Source organism: Enterobacter cloacae complex sp. 372C4, assembly GCF_050030615.1.
Classification (GTDB): domain Bacteria; phylum Pseudomonadota; class Gammaproteobacteria; order Enterobacterales; family Enterobacteriaceae; genus Enterobacter; species Enterobacter intestinihominis.
On the sequence record NZ_JBLGUQ010000001.1, the window covers coordinates 4,412,641 to 4,436,292 of the forward strand.

Sequence of the window (23,652 nt, forward strand, 5' to 3'; positions counted from 1 at the left end):
CCTGAGGAAGAGGGCTTTTTATTACTTAACGCGCTTCGCAATAATCTCATCCGCCACATTCCGCGGAGCTTCCGCAAAATGATGGAACTCCATCGTATACGTCGCGCGCCCCTGGGACATCGAGCGCAGCGTGGTGGCGTAGCCAAACATTTCAGCCAGCGGGACGTCAGCGCGAATAATCTGGCTGCCGTACTGCTCTGCCGTCCCCTGCACCATGCCGCGGCGGGAGGAGAGATCGCCCATAATGTTCCCGGCATACTCTTCCGGCGTTTCCACCTCAACGTGCATCACCGGCTCAAGAATAACCGGATCCGCCCGCCGCGCGCCCTCTTTGAAGCCGAGGATCGCCGCCATGCGGAAGGCCATCTCCGAGGAGTCAACGTCATGGTAGGAACCAAACGTCAGGGTCGCTTTCACATCGACAACCGGATAGCCCGCCAGCACACCCGTATTCATGGCTTCTCGCAAGCCTTTTTCCACCGACGGGATGTACTCCCGCGGCACTACCCCGCCTTTGGTGGCATCTTCAAACACAAAACCACTTCCGGCTGCTAACGGCTCCAGACTCAGGACCACATGACCGTACTGCCCTTTCCCGCCGGACTGTCGGACAAATTTACCTTCAATATCCTTCACCGCTTTACGCAGGGTTTCACGGTAGGTGACCTGTGGACGACCAATGTTTGCCTCAACGCCAAACTCACGCTTCATGCGGTCAACGATGATTTCGAGATGCAGTTCGCCCATCCCGGAGATAATGGTCTGACCGGACTCTTCGTCCGTGTGCAGGCGGAAAGACGGATCCTCCGCCGCCAGGCGCTGTAGGGCGATCCCCATTTTCTCCTGATCGGCCTTGGTTTTCGGCTCAATCGCCAGCGAAATAACCGGGTCCGGGAACTCCATCCGTTCAAGGGTGATCACCGCATTCGGATCGGTCAGCGTGTCACCGGTGGTGACGTCTTTCAGCCCGACACAGGCTGCGATATCCCCTGTGCGCAACTCGTCCACCTCATGGCGGTCGTTGGCATGCATCAGCACGATGCGCCCGATTCGCTCTTTTTTGCCCTTCACCGGGTTATAAACCGCGTCGCCTTTGCGCAGTATGCCGGAATAGACGCGAATAAAGGTCAACTGTCCGACGTACGGATCGCTCATCAGCTTGAAGGCCAGCGCAGAGAATGGTTCATCATCGCTTGGGTGGCGCTCAGCGTGCTGTCCGTCTTCGTCTACCCCATCAATAGCGGGCACGTCCAGTGGAGACGGCATCAATTCAATCACCGCGTCGAGCATGCGCTGCACACCCTTGTTCTTGAAAGCGCTGCCGCACAGCATGGGCTGTATTTCACCGGAGATCGTCCGGATCCGTAGCCCTTTGATGATTTCCGCTTCATCCAGTTCACCCGTCTCAAGGTACTTATCCATAAGCTCATCGCTGGCTTCTGCCGCAGACGAGACCATTTTTTCTCGCCACGTCTGCGCGGTGCTCAGCAGATCGTCGGGCACCGGCGCGTAGGTGAACGCCATGCCCTGGGTCGCATCATCCCAAAGAATGGTGCGCATCTTGATGAGATCAACCACGCCGGTGAAGTGTTCCTCTGCGCCCACGGGGATCACAATCGGGACCGGATTAGCTTTCAGCCGCTCCTGCATCATCCGCACCACGCGGAAGAAATCCGCACCCGGGCGGTCCATTTTGTTGACGAATGCCAGACGCGGGACGTGATATTTATTCGCCTGACGCCAGACGGTTTCCGACTGCGGCTGCACGCCGCCGACGGAGTCATAAACCATCACCGCGCCGTCGAGCACACGCATGGAACGTTCCACCTCAATGGTGAAATCCACATGCCCGGGGGTGTCGATAATATTGATGCGGTGCGGTTCAAAGCCTCTGTCCATGCCGGGCCAAAAACAGCTCACCGCCGCCGACGTAATGGTGATCCCGCGCTCCTGCTCCTGCGCCATCCAGTCGGTGGTTGCCGCGCCATCGTGTACTTCACCCAGCTTGTGGCTCATCCCGGTGTAAAACAGGATGCGCTCAGTGGTGGTTGTTTTGCCCGCATCGATATGCGCGGAGATACCGATGTTGCGATAACGTTCGAGTGGAATGGGTCGGGGCATGATATTTCCTTACGTCTTCATGACGGGTTTGTGACGACCAGGATAGTCGCGTGTTTGTTCGTTTGTTATAATAGTCCTATTGTACGAGTATTATCGAACTAATTTTTAACGGTTGACCTATTGTTGATATAGCTCAATCTCACGCGAGACGCAGGAAAACGATGATCCCAAACCACCCGGAACCTGAACAAATACTGCTGGAAAATGTGCTGTTCGCCCTCGGCAATCCGCTGCGGCTGGCGATTATTCGACGGCTGGCCGACGGCAGTGAGCTGAGCTGCAACGCGCTGCGCCCGGACGAGGTGGTGAAATCAACCATGACTCACCACTGGCGTGTACTGCGCGACAGCGGCGTGATCTGGCAGCGCCCGCAGGGGCGCGAGAATATGATTTCACTGAGAAGAGAAGATCTGGACGCCCGCTTTCCGGGGCTGATGGCGATCCTGTTACAGTCGAAATCATAAGCGCTCTGACTGTTGCCCTTCGGCCAGCGCGCGCAGCGTAGCTTTGAGCCAGTTCGTGACGCCTCGTTTCCCGCTGCGCTTGTGCGAATAAATTTTTACTTCAAACGGACTGATGTGGAACGGTAAATCAAAAATTTTAATACGGGTAGCTGGCAGCAGCTTTTCAGCGGCGAATCGAGGTAACGCCATCAGCAGATCGCTTTCTGCAATAACAAACGGGGCGCTGAGCATAGACGGGGTTTTCATCGCAATGTGTCGGGTATAACCCATGCGTTCCAGCTGCAAATCCAGCACCCCCTGCTTCTCATTCCACGGCGTAACCACAAGATGCCGGGCGGCGAGATAATCCTCCAGCGTGAGCGCGCTCCGGCTCGCATTGCTAATCACCACATATTCATCTTCGAACCAGCTGATCTCTTCCAGCTCAGGGTACCGGCGATCCTCAATGGTGCTGAATCCCAGGGCCAAATCCACCTCGCCTGCCAGTAATTCCGTCAACGCCGGGCTGTGCGGCAAATATCGCAATTCCAGACGCAAGCCAGGCGCCGCATGTTGAAGCGTATTCATGAGCGCAGGGAATATGCAGAACGCGGTAAAGTCCGTTATCGCGATCTGCAAACACGCTGTACTGACAGCAGGATCAAATTCCGGCTGCGGCGACAGCTCCTGGTCGAGATATTTCAGGGCCGATGCAATAACTGGCGCAAGCTGGGTGGCATAGACGCTGGGACACATTCGATGTCCTTCCCGGTAGAACAGCGGGTCGTTGAGCGAAACACGCAGCCGTGACAGGGCATGGCTGAGCGCCGAGGTGCTCATCGCCAGCTCATCTGCCGCAAGTCGAACGGAACTGTGGCGATAAATCGCGTCAAAAACCGGCAGAAGGTTTAAATCAAGGCGCCTTAAGGCTGGATGCATAATATTCATCATTTATTGATTTCATTGCACTTAATTCTTCTGACATTAGCCTTTATGCTTATCCCCATCAACTACAAACAAAGATAAAGGGAAAGGAATGAGCATTACGATTCGTCAGGCGCGACCTGAAGATGCAGCGGCAATATACGATATGATTTACGAACTCGCAGTCTATGAAAAAGCGCCAGAAGAAGTGGTCACCACGCCGGACGAAATCCGTAAAACGCTGTTTGGTGCAGACAGTAAAACCGAAGCGCTGGTTGCCGAATATGCAGGCCATGCTGTGGGGTATGCCGTTTTTTTCACCAGCTATTCCACCTGGCTTGGTCGCAACGGCATCTATATGGAAGATTTGTATGTCTCCCCGGAATACCGCAGCAAGGGTGCGGGAAAAGCACTGCTTAAAAATATCGCGCAATGCGCAGTGGAACGTCACTGCGGCCGGCTGGAATGGAGCGTGCTTGACTGGAACCAGTCTGCAATTGATTTTTATCTGAGCATCGGCGCGGTACCGCAGTCCGAATGGGTACGCTATCGTCTTGATGGCGAGGCATTGCGGGCATTTGCTGAGTAGCAATGCCATCACATGAAACGCCCCTCTTTCTAAGGGGCATAATGTCAATGAAAGCGTTGCTGAAGCACGGTATATCTGAGAAAGAGATTACCGCCTTTTTTGTCTTCTCTGAGACGTTCGACGATTCAGCGACCGAGGCTCATTCCGGCTGCGTCAGGCTGTAGACGGGGATCCGCCGGGTTGTCATCGTTAGCGTATCAAACACCTCAGTCTCTGACGTCACAATCCTCGTGCCCGTTTTTCTTAGCCTCTGCACATCGGCCGCGATGCGCTGAATGCCAAACCAGAAAAGCCCGTCGAGCGCCGTTACAGATAGTCCATTTTCGAGTGCCAGTTTGAGTCGTTCCCTGGGCGCTTTCACCTGCTGTGCAATTTGCCGGTAAGGTACTTCACTTCCGCCAGTGCTGTCGCTTCGCTGGATCCGCGTTTTCAGGTGATAGGTAAATTCGTCAGGAACGCCTTCCAGGTCCTGTTTAAGGCTGTAAACGCAGCCAAACCGCTTGCCGTTGAACAGGACATTTTTTTGACTGAGCTGGAACTCATTTCTGATCCCATCAATCAACTGCGGGGCGCGGGTGAGGAGTAACCGGAAGGGAAGCTCAAAGCTGGTCACATAATCCACATTCAGCAGCGCGAGACGCAAACGCTCTTCCGCACCGGATTTTTGCTCGCGACACTCGCGCATCACTTCTGCCCACTGGCGGGTCAGACGTTCTGGCTCGGCGACTTCGGTGAGGAGATATTTTTCAAGGTGATAGTCGACTCTTCCGGTCATATTTTGCATCCCGACAAGGTGGATGCGGTAATTCTATCCAGCGGCGCAGATTTTATAAAGGGCGGAGCGCAACGGCATCCGCCCCCTGTGTTACTGCTGGATACTCGACCGATCCGACATATCGCTGGCAGCGAAAGTTCTGACTGAGGACTGGACCTGTTTTTTTCGCGCATACCGGTCCGGTTGCCCTTCAGGACGCGTTTTGAAGCGACGATGCAGCCACATATATTGCTCGGGTGCCATCATCACCGCACGCTCAATCGCCCTGTTCATCTGCGTAGCCACGGCCACTTTATCGCCTCCCTGCAAGGTATCGCTAATATCGTCCAGGATAATCAGCTCATACCCTGTGCCGTCTGCTTTTCTGCGTGGTACAAACGGGATCACGGCCGGTCTGGCACTTTTCACCAGCATATAGCTCCCGGCAGTTGTCGCGGCGTCCGGGACGGCAAAAAACGGCACAAACACGCTATTCGTTTTTCCATAGTCGTGATCCGGGGCATACCACAGGATCTCGTTTTGCTTAAGCGCGCGGATCATGCCCTTCAAATCGTAGCGGTCGAGCATGGTTTTATTGGAACGCAGACGACCGCGCGTCTGTAGCCAGTCGAGCAACGCATTGTTGTTGGGACGATAGACGCCAATACCCGCGTTGAGCATGCCAAAGATGCGTGCGCCTAATTCCAGCGTGAGAAAATGCATGCCAATGAGCACCACGCCCCTTCCTTGCGCCCTTGCCTGTTCCATATGTTCGTAGCCGGTCACGCTGAAGTGTTTGCGCACGCGCCAGTCAGGCCAGAACCACGCGATGCCCGTTTCGATGACGCCCATTCCAACCGATTCAAAATTACGCTCAAGCAAACGCTCGCGCTCACCCTCTTTCATCTCCGGAAAGCAAAGCTCAAGATTTCGTCTGGCGATTTCCACGCGGCGTGGAAGCATGCGCATAGCCAGACGCCCGAGTCCGTGCCCTGCTTTTAACAGAAGCGAATATGGGAGCTGGACCGTACACCAGAGTGCGGCGATGCCTGCCCAACTGAACCAGTAACGAGGATGAATAAAGGCGAGTGAAAACCGAGGTAATTTTGTCATGAAAAAATTATCCTTTTACTATCTGTACTTAATCTGGTGCAGTTGTAGTGCTTACCTGCTGATTTAACGAATATTGTTCGGAGGAGTGAATTGTAGCGGAAACGTTGTGCTGTTTATTATCGATTTTTGCGAAAGGAATGAAAGGCGGGGATCGCCGGGTGATACTGCACCACCCGGCAGGCGAGTTACATCGAATAGCCGGGCTTCTTAATCAGTTCATCCAGTTTAGGTCCAATCTCGGTATCCCAGACCTGCGCCTTCCAGTCAGCTTCCTGGACTTCGTGAAGCGCCACGGAGATTGAGCGATCTTTGCTGTTCAGATGACGGACTATCGTTTCGGCGATATCCGCCGCCAGGGCCGTTTTTTGTTCGTCAGTCAGATCGCGTGGAAAACATTTGATATCAACGTGAGGCATGGGCAGGGCTCCTTTTATAGGTTAGCGTTCCACGTTATCAGATTATGTCGTTAGCTTTTAGCACCTTGTGCAGTTCTGGCAACGCGCAGACGGCATCCGCGATGGCGGTGATATTAGGTGCGTTGGTGGTAAACCACTCATGACCTGGCCCCCAGGTACGCACGACGGCAATATAGACGTCAAGCAGCGTAAGCTGTTGGCCAAAGGCATAAGGCGAGGCGCTGAGCTGGCTGTCAAACCACAGATAGAGGGATTTCCGGTACTCAATACAGTTTTTCTTCAGCTGTTCCAGGGCATCAGGCACCCAGCGTTCCGGGTAATCTGCATACGTAAAGGTGGGATAGACGTTCGCCACAAACCAGATGAGCAGGCGCTGAAACTGCTGGCGCTCGGCCTGCCCAACGGGCGGCGCGAGGTCGGGTCGTCTGTCGAGCACCATCAGGGCGATCGCCGCGGTTTCCGTCACGATCGCCCCATTTTCCAGCTCCAGCGTCGGCACCTGGCACAGCGGGTTCAGTTTCAACAGCAATTCGCGCTGCGGGCCGGGCTGGTCAAACCCATCCACGTTGACGAACTGATACGGGATGTCTGCCAGAGTCAGCATCACCTCACTGATTGCCGATCCCCAGCCGGGTACGCCATAGAGTTTGATCATGTTGCCTCCTCAGGGATGAAAACCCTAAGTGTATACCCGTCATACTTCAAGTTGCAGGTGCGTTGGCTGCATTCACTCACCCCAGTCACGTACTTATGTACGCTCCCGGGGATTCGTTCCCTTGCCGCCTTCCTGCAACTCGAATTATTTAGGGTATAGAGCACCATTAGTAGGTTATCCCGGGCGGATTAACGTCTGAAGACGTCACCGCTTCGCCCGCTTCCCCCCAGCGCGCCAGCACCTTTTGATAATCCCCGCGCTTAATCGCACCGTCCAGCGCAGCCTGCAACGCATACACCAGCCCATTGCCTTTTTTGGTTGTGGTGGCGACATAGGCTTTCTTCGGGCCTAATCCCACGACGCGGGTTTTGCCGGTTAACGCGGCTTTGTAGGCCGAAACGGACTGCGGTCCAAAGAAGACATCCGCCCTGCCGGACTGAATATAGAGATTGCCTGAGGCGTCGTCGGTCAGATAAACCGGCAACGCAGGCTCGCGTCCGGCCTTTTTATTCTCTTCGTTCCAGCCCAGCAGAATACGTTCCTGATTGGTGCCTGACCCGACAATCACCTTTTTACCGGCCAGATCTTTCGCACTGGTGATCGACTGTACGTTGCTGGTGGATTTCACCGAGAAGGCCAGGGAATCGACGCGATAGGTTGCAAAATCGAACTTCTCCTTACGTTGCTCGGTGACGGCGATATTCACCAACGCCACGTCATAGCGCCCGGAAGTGATCCCCAGCGGCCAGTCTTCCCACGCCGTTGGCACCAGCTTCAGCTTCAGCCCCAGACTGCCCGCCAGTAACCGGGCGATATCCGGGTCGCTGCCAATACGGGTGCGGTTATCACTGGCCAGCAGCGCCAGCGGCGGAGAATTCAGGGCTGAAATCGCCACCGTGAGGGTACCCGGCTCAACAAATTTATAGTTCGCCGGGATTTTCGCCACTGCCTGTTGATCAACCGTCACTGGCAGCGGCTGTTCGTTGGCCTTTAAATCAATGCTGGCGTGGCTCGCTGTCGTGAAGACCAGCCCCGCCAGGAGTCCATATTTCATCTGCGCTCCTTACAGCACTTTTGAGAGGAACTGGCGCGTTCGCGGATGCGACGGTCGGTTTAACACGTCGTCGCTGCTGCCCTGCTCCACAATTTTACCGTCGACCATAAATACCACCTGGTCCGCCACTTCCCGGGCAAAGCCGATCTCATGGGTGACCACCACCAGCGTAGTGCCGGAGCGGGCGAGCTTTTTAATCACGTCCAGCACTTCGCCAACCAGTTCCGGATCCAGCGCCGAGGTTGGTTCATCAAACAGCATCACGCGCGGGCGCAGCGCCAGCGCGCGGGCAATGGCGATGCGCTGCTGTTGGCCGCCGGAGAGGTGACGCGACCAGGCATCGGCTTTATCGCGCAGACCTACCACATCCAGAAGGCTGTAGGCGTTTTCAATAGCCTCTTTTTTACTGAACTTTTTATGCGCGATGGGTGCTTCAACCAGGTTTTCCAGCACCGTAAGATGCGGAAAAAGATTGAAGTTCTGAAACACATACCCAACGTTGACGCGCTGTTTGAGGATCTCTTTCTCTTTGAGCTCGTAGAGTTTGTCACCCTGACGGCGATAGCCGATGTAATCCTCGTCAATCTGGATAAAGCCTTCGTCTACGCGCTCCAGATGGTTAATAGTGCGCAGCAGCGTCGATTTTCCCGAACCAGAGGGTCCGAGGATCACCGTCACGGAGCCCGGTGGGATCTCAAGCGTGACGTTATCGAGCGCTTTATGTCGGCCAAAAAACTTACTGACGCCGGTTATGGAAATGTGTCCTTCAGGAGAGGCTTGCATGAACGGGCTCCTGTGCTGACGAAGTGGTGACGGAACGCGCGCGGCTGGTCGCCCGGCTCTGGTTTACGGCGGAGCGGCGCTCGCTGCGGGCGAGTCCACGCTCAATAACATGCTGGATGGCAGACAGTACGGTGGTGATCACCAGATACCAGACGGCCCCCACCATCAACAGCGGGATCACCTCCTGGGTGCGGTTGTAGATCATCTGGATCGTGTAGAACAGTTCCGGCATCGCCAGCACGTAAACCATCGCCGTCCCTTTGGCGAGGCTGATGATTTCGTTAAACCCGGACGGCAGGATGGTGCGCAGCGCCTGGGGGAGAATTATGCGCACGGTGCGACGCCACGCCGGCAGACCCAGCGCAGCGGCCGCCTCATACTGACCGTGGTCGACCCCAAGGAAGCCCCCGCGAATGATCTCCGCCGTATAGGCGCTCTGCACCAGCGTCAGCCCCACGATGGCGGTAGAAAACTGCCCGAGAACGTTGATGGTTTCAAAGCTGCCCCAGGTAATGCCGGTAAAAGGCACGCCGAGAGAGAGCGTGTCGTAGAGATAGGAGAAGTTATAGAGGATAATCAGTACCACGATCAGCGGCAGCGATCGGAACAGCCAGATGTAACCCCACGCCAGGCTGTTCAACAGCCATGATGACGAGAGCCGAGCCAGCGCCAGCATGCCGCCAATCACCACGCTCAGTACGGTGCTTATCAACGTCAGCAGCAGCGTCTGTCCGACGCCTTCGAGGATCACCGGGTCAAAGAACCAGCGGGCAAATACCGCCCATTCCCAGCGCGGATTAAAGGCCACGGACTGGATCACGACCGCCAGCACAAACAGCGCCACCACGGCGCCAGCAGCGCGCAGCGGATAACGTGCCGGGACCACTTTTATGGTTTCAACGTTGCTCATCGTCGCTCCTTATGCGGTTTTGCTGAGCGCTTCGCGGATCAGCGTCTTGGTGAAACGCAGCCGACCGTCGAACGGCGGCTGGCTATACTCTTCCGGGTCGCGGTTGAGATCGAACTGCGGCTGATACCCCTGACTGAGATAGAGCCGCACCGCCTCCGGCTGACGAAACCCCGTAGTCAGGTAGATGTGGCTGTAGCCCGCCAGCACCGCCCGGCGCTCCAGCTCCTGTACCACGCGCGCGGCCAGTCCCTGCTGGCGCAGCGTTTTATTCGTCCATATACGTTTGATCTCTGCGGTATGTTCGTCGAAGGGCTTGTACGCCCCGGTGGCGACGATCTCACCCTCGCGCTCCAGGACGATAAACAGCCCCTGCGGCGCCAGGTACCACTCTGTCAGCTCGACTTCCGCATCCTTTGAAAAGTAGTCGCCGTAACGAGCGGCGTACTCACCGAAAAGCCCCGCGATAATGGGCTGAAGATCGGCATCTTCCAGCGAAACGTCACGAAATTGTTCATGCATAGCGCCTCCTTAATCGCCCAGACCCGCCGGGTTAACTTCGGAACTGGAGATACGCTCCACGCCTTCCCCCCAGCGGTTTAGCACTTTGTCGTAATCTCCGTTCTTGATCGCGCCGTTCAGCGCGGTTTGTACCGGTTCGACCAGGCCGCTGCCTTTTTTCAGCGTCACCGCGATATGCGCCGCCTTCGGCCAGCCGCCGTCGACGCTGCCGACAAGTTTGGTTTTACCGTTGAGCGCCGCTTTCCAGGCGCCGATCACGTTCGGGCCAAAGTAGGCGTCCGCGCGTCCGGACTGAAGCGCCAGCGTTTGGGCCGCGTCGTCTTTGGTGTAGATCGGCGTAAAGGGTTTAAGCCCTTTTTTGAGGTTCTCTTCGTTCCATGCCAGCAGAATGGCTTCCTGGTTGGTGCCGGAACCCACGATGATGCGCAGCCCGGCGATATCCTCTGCCTTCACAAGCGAGTTGATGGGACTGGTGGATTTCACGTAGAAGCCAAGTGAATCCTTGCGATAGGTGGCGAAGTCGAACTTCTCTTTGCGCGCTTTGGTGACGGTGATGTTGCTGATAGCCGCATCGTATTTCCCTGAGGCCACCCCCAGCGGCCAGTCCTCCCAGGAGGTGGGCACCACGTTCAGCTCCAGCCCAAGGCTGTCCGCCACCAGACGCGCAATGTCGACCTCACTTCCCAGCAGGGTCTTGTTGTCGTCGGAAAAGACCGTCAGCGGCGGTTGATTCAGTCCCGCCACCGCCACGGTAAATTTCCCGGGCACGGCAAAGCGATAGTCTTTCGGCAGTTGCGCGATCGCATCGCTGTTTTTGGCGGTATTGATCGGCGTTTTATTGGCCTCAATGCTCACGCCGGTGCCGTTAATATTGACGTTCTCTGCCCAGACGGCAGGGGTAAAAGCCAGCGCAAGCGCCAGAATAAGCGATGATTTCTGCATAGCGTTTTTCTCTTTTATTGTTGTGTGAACTGATTTTTGGGCTCGTCTAAGCCCAGACTTTCGCGCAGCGTGGTGCCGGGATAGTCGGTGCGGAACAGGCCGCGCGCCTGTAAAACGGGCACCACCTGGTCGACAAAGCGCGGGAAGGTGTCCGGCGTACCGCCCTGAATGATGAAGCCATCCGCCGCCTTCTCCTCGAACCAGGCCTGTAAACCATCGGCCACCTGCTCCGGTGTGCCGGAAAAACGCGGGCGCGGCGATGCGGCTTCCAGCGCGACCTGACGCAGAGTTAAGTTGCGCTCACGGGCGTTACGCTTGATTTCATCGGTGGTGCTGCGGAAGCTGTTTTTGCCCAAATCGCCAATATCCGGGAACGGCGCGTCGAGAGAATACTGGCTGAAGTCGTGATGCTCGAAATAACGTCCAAGGTAATTCAGCGCATCATTAATGGAGACCAGTGCCGCCGTGGTTTGATACTGGTTTTCTACGTCATCGGCGTCGTTTCCAACAATCACGCTGACGCCCTGGAATATATGTAAATCCCCTGCGCGGCGGCCGTGACTTTCCAGCTGCTGTTTAACATCGCGGTAAAAAGCCTGGGCTTCTTCCAGCGTGTCATGGTGGGTAAAAATCGCGTCAGCATGTTTTGCCGCCAGCTTTTTACCGTCGTCGGACGCACCAGCCTGAAAGACAATCGGACGTCCCTGCGGGGTGCGGCCAATATTCAGCGGGCCAGAAACCCGTAAGAAATCACCGTGGTGATCCAGAGTATGCAGTTTCGACGCATCAAAGAACTGTCCGCTCTCTTTATTGCGGATAAAGGCATCCCCTTCCCAGGAGTCCCACAGCCCTTTCACCACGTCGAGATACTCATCGGCAATGCGGTAGCGCAGCGCATGCTCCGGGTGTTTTTCGCGGGAGAAGTTCTTCGCTGACCCTTCCAGCGGCGACGTCACCACGTTCCAGCCCGCGCGTCCGTTGCTCAGGTGATCGAGGCTGGCGAACTGGCGTGCAACGGTGAAAGGCTCGCTGTACGAGGTGGATAACGTGCCGACCAGCCCCAGGCGCGAGGTGATACTCGCCAGCGCGGACAACAGCGTCAGCGGCTCAAAGCGGTTTAAAAAATGCGGAATGGATTTCTCGTTAATATAAAGACCGTCGGCCACAAATATAAAGTCGAGCTTGCCCTCTTCTGCTTTTAAAGCCGTTTCTTTGACGAAATCAAAATTAATGCTGGCATCCGCGACCGCCGCGGGATGGCGCCAGGCAGACATATTTCCGGATGCACCATGCAAAATGGTCCCCAGCCGCAATTGACGATGTGCAGACATATTCCCCTCAAATTAATTAAACGTGTTGCAGGGCTTTTTCCGCGAGCTGAGCAAAATAGCGGGCAGCGGGTTCGATTAATGCTTCGTCCGGGTTAAATGCCGGGTGATGTAACCCAAACGGACTGTTGCTGCCAATGCTGACAAACGCGCCGGGTATGTTTTGCAGATAGACCGCGAAATCCTCCCCGCCCATGTGCAGTTCCGCATGCCGGGTTTCATATCCCGCTTCGCGCGCAACCGAGGTGGCAAACCCGGCCCAGTGCTCATCGTTCACCAGCGCGGTGGGTCCGGCGTACCAGGTGATGTTGATCTGCGCGCTAAAGGCGCTGGCAAATCCGGCGGCGATTTCACCGACGCGCGCTTTCACGTTCTGCTGCACTTCCGTGCGGTGCGTGCGCAGCGTGCCCTCCAGCTCAACGCTTTCCGGCAGCACGTTCCAGGTATTCCCCCCGGCGATGCGCGTCACGCTCAGAACGACCGAATCCAGCGTGTTAACGTTACGGCTGGCTACGCTTTGCAGCGCGGTCACCAGCTGGCTTGCCAGCACGATGGCGTCGTTGCCTTCATGGGGACGTGCGGCATGCGCGCCTTTGCCGGTAACATGAATAACGAAGCGATCGACGTTCGCATAGAATGGGCCGCCGCGCGTAGCAAACTCGCCGACCGGCAGTGAAGGCTCGTTATGCATTCCGAAAATCGCGCGTACGTCACGTAACGCCCCGGCCCGCACCATACTTTTTGCTCCGCCGAAATTCTCTTCCGCAGGCTGGAACAGGATCCGCACGCGACCGTTGAGCGAGGCTTCCCGCTCCTTTAGCTTTAACGCAGCGCCGAGGATCACGCTGGTGTGGATGTCATGGCCACAGGCATGCATCACCCCCGCACGCCGGGAGCTAAACGGCACCCCACTGCGCTCGTCGATGGGTAACGCGTCGATATCGGCGCGCAGCGCAACCAGTGCGTTGCCCGTGCCGATCTCCGCAACCAGCCCGGTCTGGAGATCGTAAGGCAGCGGTGCAATCCCGGCCGCCGTCAGCCACTCGCGCAGACGCGCCGTTGTTTCGACCTCCTGACCGGAGAGTTCAGGGTTCTGGTGCAGCTCACGGCGCCAGGCAATCAGTTGTTCGCTAAAGCTCATACGGTCACCTCCCTGTTAAATCGCGCCTCGGCCAGCAGTCGCAGTGACTGCACGCGCGTTGCGCCATCAGCGACCGGCGTGTCGATGATAAATTCGTCAATTCCCCACTGCTGATGCAGCGCGTTGAGCTGTTCAAGCACCGAATCCGCCGTTCCGGCCAGCAGAGACTGCGCCCGACGCGCGATGCGCACCGGGTCACTCCCCGCCTGCCGCGCAAAGGCGTAGGCCTGTTCTTCGCTGGCCACGGTAACGCGCTGTCCGTTTACCAGCTCCACGCCCCACACTTCAACCTTCTGCGCCAGCGCATCGGCCTCAGCCTGGGTTGGGGCAACAATGACCTGCACGGCCACAATCACCTCCCGGACGCTGTGTTGACGCCACGCTGTGACGACCTCGCGCAGCAGCTCAGGATCACCGTTCAGATGGGCGGCAAAGACAAAATGCCAGTCGAGGGAGGCCGCCAGTAGCGCGCTTTCGGTACTGGCGCCCAGCAGAAATCCCCGGGCAGGCACCGGCGGCAGCGGCGTGGCGCGAACGTCCTCCTCCGCTGACTGATTTTCAGGGCGGATCCAGCGATCAAGCTGCGTCAGTTGTTCAGTAAAGCTGCCTTTTTCCTGCGGATTTAGGCCGTACTGCAAGGCGCGGGTAGAAAGCGGCAGACCGCCGGGCGCTTTGCCAACGCCCAGATCAACCCGGCCCGGCGCAATGGCGGCCAGTACGTTAAAATTTTCGGCGACTTTATAGGGGCTGTAATGTTGCAGCATGACGCCGCCTGAGCCCACGCGAATACGTTTTGTTTGCCCGAGGATCCAGGCAATCAGCAGCTCCGGCGAGGGGCTGGCAAGCTGCGGGGTATTGTGGTGTTCGGCAATCCAGAAGCGGTGATAACCCAGCGTTTCTGCCTGTTGCGCCAGTGCTAAGGTTCGCGCCAGCGCATCGGCGGCTGTTTCGTGTTCTGCGACGGGGCTTTTATCCAGAATGCTGATTCGCCATGACATGTTGCGTTCTCGTTTGACTTAACATGTCGTCATTATTAAAGGCGGATTTCACCTCTGAGAAACAATTAATTTACATTTGGATTGCCGGAAATCAGCTATAGCTTACCGCTACTCGTTCGGATACTGCTCGTCGGTGACCTTCTCCAGCCATGCCACCGGGCTCCCGTCGACAGCTTCTGCGATGGCGATATGGGTCATGGCCGTCTGCGCGCTTGCGCCGTGCCAGTGCTTCACGCCGGGTGGGATCCAGGCGATATCACCCTGATTCAGCGGTTCCGCCTCTTTCCCCCACTCCTGTAACCAGCCGCGCCCCTGCGTCACGATCAGCGTTTGTCCAAGAGGATGCGTATGCCAGGCGGTACGTGCGCCGGGTTCAAAGGTGACGGTCGCGCCGCCGACTTTTGCCGGTTCAGTCGCCTGGAAAGGTGCGTCAATGCGCACGCTGCCGGTAAACCAGGCCTCTGGCCCATGAACGGAAGGTAGCGAACCGCTACGGATAATTTTCATGATCTACTCCTCGTTTGCTATTGCGTTAACAGTAGCGTAAAGCCATGGGGAGCATTAGAGTGCATAATCAGAAAGGAACTATGAGTTCAATTCATAAATAGGATAAGCCGCCATGTTAAAAGACAACTTCAACGATCTGCTCTCCTTTATGGTTGTCGCCCGGGAGCGCAGTTTTACCCGCGCCGCGGCGCAGCTTGGGGTATCTCAGTCGGCGCTCAGTCACGCAATGCGCAATCTGGAAGCGAGGCTGGAAGTCCGTCTGTTAACCCGCACCACCCGCAGCGTGGCCCCTACCGAGGCCGGCGAGCAACTCTTCATGCGCTTAAGCCCCCATCTGCTGGAGATCGAGCAGGAACTTACCGCGCTGCGTGATACCCGCGACAGACCTGCCGGGAATATTCGCCTAACCGCCGGGGAGCACGCCATGTCTGCCGTGCTGTGGCCTGTGCTTAAACCCTTTATGGCGCAGTATCCTGACATCAACGTTGAAGTCACGGTGGACGATGGGCTGACAGATATTGTCGATGGCCGCTTTGACGCGGGGGTGCGTCTGGGTGAGCAGGTGGCGAAAGATATGATTGCGATACGTATTGCCCCGGACATGCGCATGGCGGTCGTCGGGTCGGCAGACTATTTGCATCGTTTCGGGGTACCGGAAACGCCGGAGCAGCTTGATCAGCACCGCTGCATTAATATGCGCCTGCCCACACGCGGCGGATTATATGCCTGGGAATTTGAACGGGACGGACGTGAGCTGCGCGTGCGGGTTGACGGCCAATTGATCCTCAACAGCCTGCCGCAACGCATTGATGCCGCCGAAAACGGTCTGGGGCTAGCGTACGTCCCGGAAGATGCGGTTCAGGACGCCCTTGCTGAGGGCCGGTTAGTGCGTGTGCTTGAAGCCTGGTGTCCGGCTTTTGCCGGTTATCATCTCTATTATCCGAGCCGCCGCCAGCACACTTCCGCGTTTTCATTACTTATCGCAGCTCTGCGGCATCCATAAGCTCTACCTATAGGTAACTATTAAGTAAACCTGATGATTAAATCAGCATTCACAGACCTTTTTGCCTAAAAAAACGTCACGATTCAGCGCGTTGTGATCGCCGTCTGCTCTGACCACACGATTTCCTTCGACGAGCATCACTTTCGGCACGGTTATATTTTGCGTCGCTTATCAATTGCGGGTAGGATGCCTCGCCATGTTTTGCCTTATCCATACACAGAATGACTGGAAAGGCAGCATGTGTCTGCGCAGAAGCAATCGTTTGTTTCGGCTTCTGCCAGGCAGGACTATCACGTTAATGGTTCAGACAGGCAAACAGGTAACTCAATGAAAACAAGCAATAAAAGCGCAGCCGATCATCATGCTGCTAAACGTCGCTGGTTGAACTCTCATGAAGAGGGCTATCACAAGGCGATGGGCAACCGTCAGGTGCAGATGATCGCCATCGGCGGCGCTATCGGTACAGGTCTTTTTTTAGGTGCAGGCGCACGTCTGCAAATGGCTGGCCCCGCTCTCGCCCTGGTCTATCTGGTGTGCGGGATCTTCTCTTTCTTCATTCTTCGCGCTCTCGGCGAGCTGGTGCTCCACCGCCCTTCCAGCGGTAGCTTTGTCTCTTACGCCCGTGAATTTCTCGGTGAAAAGGCCGCGTATGTCGCGGGCTGGATGTACTTCGTTAACTGGGCAATGACCGGTATCGTCGATATCACCGCCGTTGCGCTGTACATGCACTACTGGGGCGCGTTTGGCGATGTGCCGCAGTGGGTGTTCGCCCTCGGGGCGCTGGCAATCGTCGGGACCATGAACATGATTGGCGTGAAATGGTTCGCCGAGATGGAGTTCTGGTTCGCGCTGGTGAAGGTGCTGGCCATTGTGATCTTCCTGGTGGTCGGGACCGTATTCCTCGGCACCGGTAAACCGCTGGACGGCAACGCCACCGGCTTCCACCTGATTACCGATAACGGTGGTTTCTTCCCGCACGGCCTGCTGCCAGCGCTGGTTCTGGTGCAGGGTGTGGTGTTCGCCTTTGCCTCCATCGAACTGGTCGGTACGGCGGCAGGTGAATGTAAAGATCCGCAGACGATGGTGCCTAAAGCCATCAACAGCGTGATCTGGCGTATCGGTCTGTTCTATGTGGGCTCCGTGGTATTGCTGGTACTGCTGCTGCCGTGGAATGCATACCAGGCGGGGCAAAGCCCGTTTGTGACCTTCTTCTCTAAGCTGGGCGTGCCATACGTGGGCAGCATCATGAATATCGTGGTACTGACTGCCGCGCTCTCCAGCCTGAACTCCGGGCTCTATTCGACGGGCCGTATCCTGCGCTCCATGTCGATGGGGGGCTCTGCGCCGAAGTTTATGTCGAAGATGAGCAAGCAGCAGGTGCCTTACGCGGGTATTCTGGCTACGCTGGTGGTGTATATCTTTGGCGTGTTCCTGAACTATCTCGTGCCGTCTCAGGTGTTTGAGATCGTGCTGAACGTCGCTGCGCTGGGCATCATCGCCTCCTGGGCCTTTATCGTGGTGTGTCAGATGCGTCTGCGCAAAGCAATTAAAGAAGGGAAAGCGGCTGACGTCAGCTTCAAGCTGCCGGGCGCGCCGGTAACATCCTGGCTTACCCTGCTATTCCTGTTGAGCGTGCTGGTGCTGATGGCGTTCGACTACCCTAACGGCACCTACACCATTGCTACAATCCCGCTTCTGGCGGTGCTGTTGATTGCTGGCTGGTTTGGCGTGCGTAAACGCGTGAATGAAATCCACAGTACCGCCCCGGTTCATCCTGGAGATGACAAACAGGATGGTCCGCTGGTGGAAGAGACGTCGCGTTAATAAAAAAGCCGGGTGGCGGCTACGCCTTACCCGGCCTGCATTTCATTGTTTTCCAGGCCCGGTAAGCGCAGCGCCACCGGGCAATTCCCACCTTAAAGCGCGATACGAATCACATCGTCAGGCTGAGTGGCTTCCTGCTGACGGGTAGACTTCTGTTTCACCGTCACGTACAGCGTTTTACCGTCCGCAGACAGCGCCAGGCTGTTCGGGTAAACCGGCGTATCGAAGGTTTTGGTCACTTTGTAAGTTTTGGCGTCAATCACGCTCACCTTGCCCGCCTCGCGGTGCGTCACATAGGCTTCGTTACGCGCCGGGTTAAACAGTACGGCCAGCGATTCTGGCGCGGCGATTTTCTGCATTACGCTGCCATCTTTCAAATTCACCACCAGCACTTCAGGCTGTTTTGAATCCGTCACAAACGCACGCTGGCTGGCAGTGTCCAGGCTCAGGTTCAGGTAGAAGTGCTCTTTTCCGTCTTCCTGTACTTTCTTACGGCTGAGGATTTTGTTGGTCGCGGTATCAATGGTCACCAGCTCACCGTCCGCATTGGTGGTATACAGGCGTTTTGCCTTCGCATCCAGCGCCAGACCGGTGCTGAACGTGCCGGTGTTCCTAATGGTGTCCTTCAGCTTCAGCGTTGCGCCATCAACAACCCAGATCACGCTCTCCTTGCCGATGCCGGTAATGTATACCGTATTGGTCGTGTCATCGGCCACCAGCTGGCGCGGCTGAAGCGGCTTCACCGTGTCGCTACGTTTGCGATCGTCCAGCACCAGGCGCCCTTTCACCTCGCTCGTTTTGGCGTCAATCGCCGTCACGGCACTGTTGACGGTGTTACCGAACCACAGCGTCTGGGTGGCGTTATCGATCGTGGCGCCAAACGGCTTGAGATCGTTATGAATCGCCTGCGTCACTTCCAGCGTGACCGGATCCAGACGATAGACCACGCCGCCCTTATCGGTTTTGCGGCTTTGTGACGTCGCAACCCACAGCGCGTTTTCCTGCTGGCTGACGGCCATTTCATACGCGCCCTTGCCGACCGCTTTGCGCAGCATCTCTTCAGCGGCATGAACCTGGAACGTACCGGCAAACAGTAAAGAGCCCAACAGCAGAGACCCACGCAGGCGCGGCGAGCACAGATGACGTAAAGACATAACAATTCCTTTTTAAATGAGGAGATTTACCGCTGACATCGCTTCCGGCGGGCAAAGTCATCGCTTTGCCGTTATTTTAATGAGAATAGTAATCATTAATGAGTTGAATGTGGAGTATTTCTTTCCTGCAAAACCTTACATTCACGAAATGTGCGGTTATAGTTTTCATAACATTTACAAAGGATTTAACATATATACACAGGTTCCAGTTGATTTGGTTCGAATTTTCTCTTAACCGGCTTACTCCATGAAAATTATTACTGCCCATAAGGCCTCACTACCCCTGTTGTTCGTTCCCGTCATTTTTGGCCCGCTGAGTGCGATGGCCGCGGATGAACAGACCCTGATCGTCAGCGCCACGCCGCAAACCGTCTCAGAACTGGACACCCCGGCCGCAGTCAGCGTGGTGAGCGGCGAGGATATGCGACATGCCACACCGCGCATCAACCTTTCTGAATCCCTTGGGAGCGTACCTGGCCTGCAAATCCAGAACCGCCAGAACTATGCTCAGGATCTGCAACTTTCCGTTCGCGGATTCGGCGCGCGCTCAACCTTCGGCGTACGCGGGATCCGCATGTACGTGGACGGCATTCCGGCAACCATGCCCGACGGCCAGGGGCAGACATCAAACATTGACCTCAACAGCATAGAGAGCGTCGACGTGCTGCGCGGCCCCTTCTCTGCCCTGTACGGTAATGCCTCCGGCGGCGTGATCAACATCAACACCCAGACCGGACAACAGCCAGCCACCATTGAAGCCAGCAGCTATTACGGCAGCTACGGCACCTGGCGTTACGGTATGAAGGCCACCGGGGCGGTGGGTGATGGTACTCAGGCGGGCGATGTGGATTACGCCGTATCCACTACCCGTTTTACCACCCATGGCTATCGCGACCACAGCGGCGCGCGCAAAAACCTCGCCAACGCGAAACTGGGCGTGCGCATTAATGATGTCAGCAAGCTGACGCTGATTTTTAACAGCGTGGACATGAAAGCCAACGATCCAGGCGGACTGAGCTATCAGGAGTGGCAGAATAACCCGCGCCAGTCACCACGTGGCGATCAGTACAACACGCGTAAGACCATTAAGCAGACCCAGGCCGGGATCCGCTACGACCGTCAGCTGAGCGAACAGGACGACCTCAGCGTGATGATGTATGCCGGTGAGCGTGAAATGACTCAGTACCAGTCCATTCCGGCGTCCACTCAGCGCGAGAATCCTGCGCATTCGGGCGGTGTGATTGATATGCAGCGTCACTATCAGGGTATTGATACGCGCTGGACCCACCGCGGCGAACTGCTGGTTCCGGTGACATTTACCACCGGGTTGAACTACGAAAACATGAGCGAAAATCGTCGCGGGTATGAGAACTTCGTTATGGACAACGGCGTGCCAGATTATGGCGTGAAGGGTAATAAACGCCGTGACGAACGCAATCTGATGTGGAACCTGGATCCCTACCTGCAAACCCAGTGGCAGCTAACGCAAAAACTGTCCTTAGAGGCGGGCGTACGTTATAGCTCCGTCTGGTTTGACTCCAACGATCGTTACATTACCCCGCAAAACGGTGATGACAGCGGCGACGCCAGCTACCACAAATGGCTCCCGGCAGGTGCGGTGAAATACGCCGTGACCGACGCATGGAACCTGTATGCCGCGGCAGGACGGGGATTTGAGACGCCGACCATCAACGAACTTTCCTACCGTTCTGATGGCAAAGGTGGCCTCAATATGAACCTGCAACCGTCCACCAACAACACCTATGAGATTGGCAGCAAAACCCGCATCGGCAATGGCATCCTGACGGCGGCGCTGTTCCGCACGGATACCGACAATGAGATCGTGGTGGACGAAAGCAAGGATGGTCGCACGACTTATAAAAACGCGGGGAAAACGCGCCGCCAGGGTGTGGAAATTGCGCTCGACCAGCAGTTTGCCGAGAACTGGAAGCTGAAGATGGCGTGGACCTATCTTGATGCCACCTACCGCACCAACGTCTGTAGCAATGCAGACTGTAGCGGCAACCGGATGCCGGGGATCGCCCGTAACATGGGATATGTGTCGTTTGGCTGGGAGCCTGAGGAAGGCTGGTACGCGGGGACAGATGCCCGCTACATGAGCGATGTCATGGCCAACGATACCAACACCGCTAAAGCGCCCTCTTATACCGTTGTGGGCCTGAATACCGGCTATAAACTCAACTACGGCAAATGGGGAATGGACGTCTTTGGTCGCGTCGATAACCTGTTCGATAAAGATTACGCCGGTTCAGAGATTGTTAACGCTGGCTACAACCGCTATTACGAACCTGCCCCTGGTCGCAACTATGGCGTGGGCCTGTCGGTCTCTTATCGTTTTGAGTAAACCATTCTCCGGCAGCGCACGTTGCCGGTAAAAAAATAAGCAAAATAACATCATTCCCGGTTGCCTGATGCGCCGGGAATATAATCAAGGACGTTTGATACAAATAAACAAATAAGTGCGCCAGAGGGATCCTTAACTGTAGTATTGCCGTTGCAGAAGAATATTGGCTTCATCAATGGCTTTGTCGATCGCTTCCCGGCTGGCCGTCACATCCCTTTGCTCAAGCGCAGAAAGCAGATCGTCATAATGATAGGTCGCTGCGGGAACCTCGCTTAACTCTTCATGCAGATAGTGAATGCACGGACCAATCCGTACCCAGAGCTGCTCAATCAGCGAGTGAAGGGTCGGCATCTCGGCATACTGATAGAGCGTGAACCGGAACACGCGGTTGGCATGGATCGCTTTCTGTACATCGCCCTGATGCATGGCGGCACTGAAGTTATCTGACAGCGCGCGTAACGCATCCAGTTTGGTCTCGGTCATATTCTGGCACGCCGCCGCAACGGCCATCGGTTCAAGCTGCTTTCTGATGGCGTTAATTTCGTTATAGCGTTCCAGCGTCACTTCTGGCACCAAAAACGCCTGCGCTGGCGTGGCCTGTAATGCCCCCGCCGACACCAGGCGCAGCAGGGCTTCGCGCACCGGTGTGATACTGGTGCCCAATTTATCCGCAATCTCTTTTGTAACGAGTCGAGCCCCAGGTTTTAATGAGCCCGTAATTAATGCTCCCTTTAAACTGTTCTCTACTTGCAAAGTCAGACTGATTCTTTGTGCTTTTTCCATATGTTCCAAATCAAGCATGTTTAATTCCCGTAGCCAAACAAAATGCCATTTTCAGCGTCTGTTTAAAAAAACATCGCCGGTTAGATATATCCTGTATCGTCATGCCTGGTATGAGGGGCGCGCGTAATATTAAAATCGCTCAAATAATATTGCATTTTTCACTTCTGGCTCAGCTGGGCCGAGGCGCGCAAAGCTTATGGATTAATTAAAGACAATATATCGTATCTTCACAAATAATTATGGCGGACACTGCCCGCCATAACCGATGCTCTGTTTAGTCGGCCGCCACGCGGATCACAACCTTGCCGAAGTTTTTCCCCTCAAGCAGGCCAATCAGGGCGTCCGGCGCCGCGTCCAGCCCTTCCGTAACCTGCTCGCGATAGTGAATTTTGCCTTCCTGCACCCAGCGGCCCATTTCCTGCTGGAACTCGTCAATACGATGACCATAGTCCTGCGCGATAATAAAACCCTGCATACGGATGCGTTTTTTCAGGATGGTCCCCATCAGTAGCGGTAAGCGGTCCGGACCCTCCGGCAGGTTGGTCGCATTGTAGCCGCTGACCAGTCCGCAAACCGGCACGCGCGCGGAGGTATTCAAGAGCGGCAGCACGGCGTCAAAGACTTTACCGCCGACGTTTTCGTAATACACATCAATGCCCTGCGGGCAGGCTTTAGCCAGTTGTTCGTCAAAATCATCCGCATGGTGATCCAGACAGGCATCGAAACCGAGCACGTCGACAGCATGACGGCATTTCTCCTCCCCGCCAGCCACGCCGATGACCCGGCATCCTTTGATTTTACCGATCTGCCCCACCGTTGCGCCGACCGGCCCCGTGGCCGCCGCCACGACAAGGGTTTCCCCTGCCTGAGGCTGGCCGATATCGAGCAGCCCCATATACGCGGTGAAGCCCGGCATCCCTAGCACGCCGAGTGCCCATGAAGGATGCGACGGGTTTTGACCCAACTTAACCAGCCCCTGCCCGTCGGATAGTTCATACTCCTGCCAGCCGCTGTAACCCAGAACCCATTCACCCTCTTTATAATCCGGATGACGGGAGGTCTCGACGCGGCTTACCGTGCCGCCCACCATCACCGCGCCAATCTCGACCGGAGGTGAATAGGATGGCGCATCGCTCATACGGCCTCGCATGTACGGATCAAGCGAGAGCCATACGGTGCGTAATAACACCTGCCCCTCTGCGGGCGCGGGGATCGGCTGCTCTTCCAGGCGGAAATTATCGGCAACCGGCGCGCCGTGTGGACGGGAAGCCAGTACCCAGCGTCGGTTTTGCGTAGTAGATTGACTCATTCATCGCTCCTTACTGC

Annotated in this window: 21 protein-coding genes and 1 pseudogene; 5 read left to right on the forward strand and 17 right to left on the reverse strand. The window is 56.2% G+C overall.

Annotated elements, in window-relative coordinates; all coding sequences use genetic code 11:
- Positions 1-21: 21 nt before the first annotated feature.
- On the reverse strand, positions 22-2,121 hold the full coding sequence (fusA, locus tag ACQG11_RS21365; protein ID WP_426728770.1) for an elongation factor G: 2,100 nt from the start codon (positions 2,119-2,121) through the stop codon (positions 22-24).
- Between the two features lie 161 nt (positions 2,122-2,282).
- Between fusA and ACQG11_RS21370 the strand changes: the two genes are divergently transcribed.
- A complete protein-coding gene (locus ACQG11_RS21370; RefSeq protein WP_022648218.1) occupies positions 2,283-2,585 on the forward strand; it encodes an ArsR/SmtB family transcription factor in 303 nt (100 codons plus the stop codon).
- Here ACQG11_RS21370 and ACQG11_RS21375 read toward each other — a convergent pair.
- A complete protein-coding gene (locus tag ACQG11_RS21375; RefSeq protein WP_426728771.1) occupies positions 2,580-3,515 on the reverse strand; it encodes a LysR family transcriptional regulator in 936 nt (311 codons plus the stop codon). The two genes, ACQG11_RS21370 and ACQG11_RS21375, sit on opposite strands and share 6 nt — an antisense overlap.
- An 85-nt stretch (positions 3,516-3,600) precedes the next feature.
- On the opposite strand from ACQG11_RS21375, the gene ACQG11_RS21380 reads away from it, so the two are divergent.
- Positions 3,601-4,077, forward strand: a complete 477-nt coding sequence (locus tag ACQG11_RS21380; protein ID WP_022648220.1) for a GNAT family N-acetyltransferase — start codon at positions 3,601-3,603, stop codon at positions 4,075-4,077.
- Between the two features lie 139 nt (positions 4,078-4,216).
- On the opposite strand, the gene ACQG11_RS21385 is transcribed toward ACQG11_RS21380, so the two are convergent.
- From ACQG11_RS21385 to ACQG11_RS21440, 12 genes and pseudogenes are all read right to left on the reverse strand, one after another.
- Positions 4,217-4,852 carry a helix-turn-helix domain-containing protein gene (locus ACQG11_RS21385; protein WP_022648221.1) on the reverse strand — a complete coding sequence of 212 codons (636 nt, stop codon included), beginning with the start codon at positions 4,850-4,852 and terminating at the stop codon, positions 4,217-4,219.
- Positions 4,853-4,942: 90 nt separating this feature from the next.
- Positions 4,943-5,944, reverse strand: coding sequence for a Kdo(2)-lipid IV(A) acyltransferase (locus ACQG11_RS21390; RefSeq protein ID WP_046621425.1), 1,002 nt, complete (start codon positions 5,942-5,944; stop codon positions 4,943-4,945).
- A gap of 185 nt (positions 5,945-6,129) precedes the next feature.
- A complete protein-coding gene (pptA, locus tag ACQG11_RS21395) occupies positions 6,130-6,360 on the reverse strand; it encodes a tautomerase PptA (protein WP_022648223.1) in 231 nt (76 codons plus the stop codon).
- A gap of 37 nt (positions 6,361-6,397) precedes the next feature.
- Complete coding sequence (locus ACQG11_RS21400) at positions 6,398-7,015, reverse strand: glutathione S-transferase family protein (RefSeq protein WP_320683751.1); 618 nt, start codon at positions 7,013-7,015, stop codon at positions 6,398-6,400.
- Between the two features lie 166 nt (positions 7,016-7,181).
- A complete protein-coding gene (locus tag ACQG11_RS21405) occupies positions 7,182-8,069 on the reverse strand; it encodes a transporter substrate-binding domain-containing protein (protein ID WP_022648225.1) in 888 nt (295 codons plus the stop codon).
- A 9-nt stretch (positions 8,070-8,078) separates the two neighbouring features.
- The gene (locus tag ACQG11_RS21410) at positions 8,079-8,852 is read right to left on the reverse strand and encodes an amino acid ABC transporter ATP-binding protein (protein WP_426728772.1); all 774 of its coding nucleotides are present in this window, start codon (positions 8,850-8,852) and stop codon (positions 8,079-8,081) included.
- Entirely contained in the window at positions 8,836-9,762 is a 927-nt protein-coding gene (locus ACQG11_RS21415) for an amino acid ABC transporter permease (RefSeq protein WP_023300190.1), read from the reverse strand. Before ACQG11_RS21415 ends, ACQG11_RS21410 begins: the two co-directional genes overlap by 17 nt.
- Positions 9,763-9,771: 9 nt before the next feature.
- Positions 9,772-10,281, reverse strand: a complete 510-nt coding sequence (locus tag ACQG11_RS21420; protein ID WP_320683749.1) for a GNAT family N-acetyltransferase — start codon at positions 10,279-10,281, stop codon at positions 9,772-9,774.
- Between the two features lie 9 nt (positions 10,282-10,290).
- Positions 10,291-12,554, reverse strand: a pseudogene (locus ACQG11_RS21425) (NtaA/DmoA family FMN-dependent monooxygenase).
- 16 nt (positions 12,555-12,570) lie between these two features.
- Positions 12,571-13,692 (reverse strand): amidohydrolase, encoded by a 1,122-nt coding sequence (locus ACQG11_RS21430; protein ID WP_017382285.1) that lies wholly within the window; start codon positions 13,690-13,692, stop codon positions 12,571-12,573.
- Complete coding sequence (locus tag ACQG11_RS21435; protein ID WP_023306275.1) at positions 13,689-14,690, reverse strand: MsnO8 family LLM class oxidoreductase; 1,002 nt, start codon at positions 14,688-14,690, stop codon at positions 13,689-13,691. Before ACQG11_RS21435 ends, ACQG11_RS21430 begins: the two co-directional genes overlap by 4 nt.
- Before the next feature lie 108 nt (positions 14,691-14,798).
- On the reverse strand, positions 14,799-15,197 hold the full coding sequence (locus tag ACQG11_RS21440; RefSeq protein ID WP_022648233.1) for a (R)-mandelonitrile lyase: 399 nt from the start codon (positions 15,195-15,197) through the stop codon (positions 14,799-14,801).
- 112 nt (positions 15,198-15,309) lie between these two features.
- On the opposite strand from ACQG11_RS21440, the gene ACQG11_RS21445 reads away from it, so the two are divergent.
- Positions 15,310-16,200, forward strand: coding sequence for a LysR family transcriptional regulator (locus ACQG11_RS21445; protein ID WP_022648234.1), 891 nt, complete (start codon positions 15,310-15,312; stop codon positions 16,198-16,200).
- 327 nt (positions 16,201-16,527) lie between these two features.
- On the forward strand, positions 16,528-18,024 hold the full coding sequence (ansP, locus tag ACQG11_RS21450) for an L-asparagine permease (protein ID WP_022648235.1): 1,497 nt from the start codon (positions 16,528-16,530) through the stop codon (positions 18,022-18,024).
- Positions 18,025-18,116: 92 nt separating this feature from the next.
- Here ansP and ACQG11_RS21455 read toward each other — a convergent pair whose 3' ends face one another.
- Complete coding sequence (locus ACQG11_RS21455) at positions 18,117-19,178, reverse strand: YncE family protein (RefSeq protein WP_426728773.1); 1,062 nt, start codon at positions 19,176-19,178, stop codon at positions 18,117-18,119.
- Between the two features lie 247 nt (positions 19,179-19,425).
- Between ACQG11_RS21455 and pqqU the strand changes: the two genes are divergently transcribed.
- Positions 19,426-21,543, forward strand: a complete 2,118-nt coding sequence (gene pqqU, locus ACQG11_RS21460) for a TonB-dependent receptor PqqU (protein WP_276170146.1) — start codon at positions 19,426-19,428, stop codon at positions 21,541-21,543.
- Positions 21,544-21,675: 132 nt separating this feature from the next.
- On the opposite strand, the gene ACQG11_RS21465 is transcribed toward pqqU, so the two are convergent.
- Positions 21,676-22,344: a GntR family transcriptional regulator gene (locus tag ACQG11_RS21465; RefSeq protein WP_022648238.1), complete on the reverse strand. Its 669-nt coding sequence runs from the start codon at positions 22,342-22,344 to the stop codon at positions 21,676-21,678.
- Between the two features lie 256 nt (positions 22,345-22,600).
- Positions 22,601-23,635 carry an NADP-dependent oxidoreductase gene (locus ACQG11_RS21470; protein ID WP_276170147.1) on the reverse strand — a complete coding sequence of 345 codons (1,035 nt, stop codon included), beginning with the start codon at positions 23,633-23,635 and terminating at the stop codon, positions 22,601-22,603.
- Positions 23,636-23,652 lie beyond the last annotated feature (17 nt).

Bases quoted from the DNA above. Each gene is read 5' to 3' on its own strand.
- fusA (WP_426728770.1), bottom strand. From the start codon at position 2,121: ATGCCCCGACCCATTCCACTCGAACGTTATCGCAACATCGGTATCTCC.
- ACQG11_RS21370 (WP_022648218.1), top strand. From the start codon at position 2,283: ATGATCCCAAACCACCCGGAACCTGAACAAATACTGCTGGAAAATGTG.
- ACQG11_RS21375 (WP_426728771.1), bottom strand. From the start codon at position 3,515: ATGATGAATATTATGCATCCAGCCTTAAGGCGCCTTGATTTAAACCTT.
- ACQG11_RS21380 (WP_022648220.1), top strand. From the start codon at position 3,601: ATGAGCATTACGATTCGTCAGGCGCGACCTGAAGATGCAGCGGCAATA.
- ACQG11_RS21385 (WP_022648221.1), bottom strand. From the start codon at position 4,852: ATGACCGGAAGAGTCGACTATCACCTTGAAAAATATCTCCTCACCGAA.
- ACQG11_RS21390 (WP_046621425.1), bottom strand. From the start codon at position 5,944: ATGACAAAATTACCTCGGTTTTCACTCGCCTTTATTCATCCTCGTTAC.
- pptA (WP_022648223.1), bottom strand. From the start codon at position 6,360: ATGCCTCACGTTGATATCAAATGTTTTCCACGCGATCTGACTGACGAA.
- ACQG11_RS21400 (WP_320683751.1), bottom strand. From the start codon at position 7,015: ATGATCAAACTCTATGGCGTACCCGGCTGGGGATCGGCAATCAGTGAG.
- ACQG11_RS21405 (WP_022648225.1), bottom strand. From the start codon at position 8,069: ATGAAATATGGACTCCTGGCGGGGCTGGTCTTCACGACAGCGAGCCAC.
- ACQG11_RS21410 (WP_426728772.1), bottom strand. From the start codon at position 8,852: ATGCAAGCCTCTCCTGAAGGACACATTTCCATAACCGGCGTCAGTAAG.
- ACQG11_RS21415 (WP_023300190.1), bottom strand. From the start codon at position 9,762: ATGAGCAACGTTGAAACCATAAAAGTGGTCCCGGCACGTTATCCGCTG.
- ACQG11_RS21420 (WP_320683749.1), bottom strand. From the start codon at position 10,281: ATGCATGAACAATTTCGTGACGTTTCGCTGGAAGATGCCGATCTTCAG.
- ACQG11_RS21430 (WP_017382285.1), bottom strand. From the start codon at position 13,692: ATGAGCTTTAGCGAACAACTGATTGCCTGGCGCCGTGAGCTGCACCAG.
- ACQG11_RS21435 (WP_023306275.1), bottom strand. From the start codon at position 14,690: ATGTCATGGCGAATCAGCATTCTGGATAAAAGCCCCGTCGCAGAACAC.
- ACQG11_RS21440 (WP_022648233.1), bottom strand. From the start codon at position 15,197: ATGAAAATTATCCGTAGCGGTTCGCTACCTTCCGTTCATGGGCCAGAG.
- ACQG11_RS21445 (WP_022648234.1), top strand. From the start codon at position 15,310: ATGTTAAAAGACAACTTCAACGATCTGCTCTCCTTTATGGTTGTCGCC.
- ansP (WP_022648235.1), top strand. From the start codon at position 16,528: ATGAAAACAAGCAATAAAAGCGCAGCCGATCATCATGCTGCTAAACGT.
- ACQG11_RS21455 (WP_426728773.1), bottom strand. From the start codon at position 19,178: ATGTCTTTACGTCATCTGTGCTCGCCGCGCCTGCGTGGGTCTCTGCTG.
- pqqU (WP_276170146.1), top strand. From the start codon at position 19,426: ATGAAAATTATTACTGCCCATAAGGCCTCACTACCCCTGTTGTTCGTT.
- ACQG11_RS21465 (WP_022648238.1), bottom strand. From the start codon at position 22,344: ATGCTTGATTTGGAACATATGGAAAAAGCACAAAGAATCAGTCTGACT.
- ACQG11_RS21470 (WP_276170147.1), bottom strand. From the start codon at position 23,635: ATGAGTCAATCTACTACGCAAAACCGACGCTGGGTACTGGCTTCCCGT.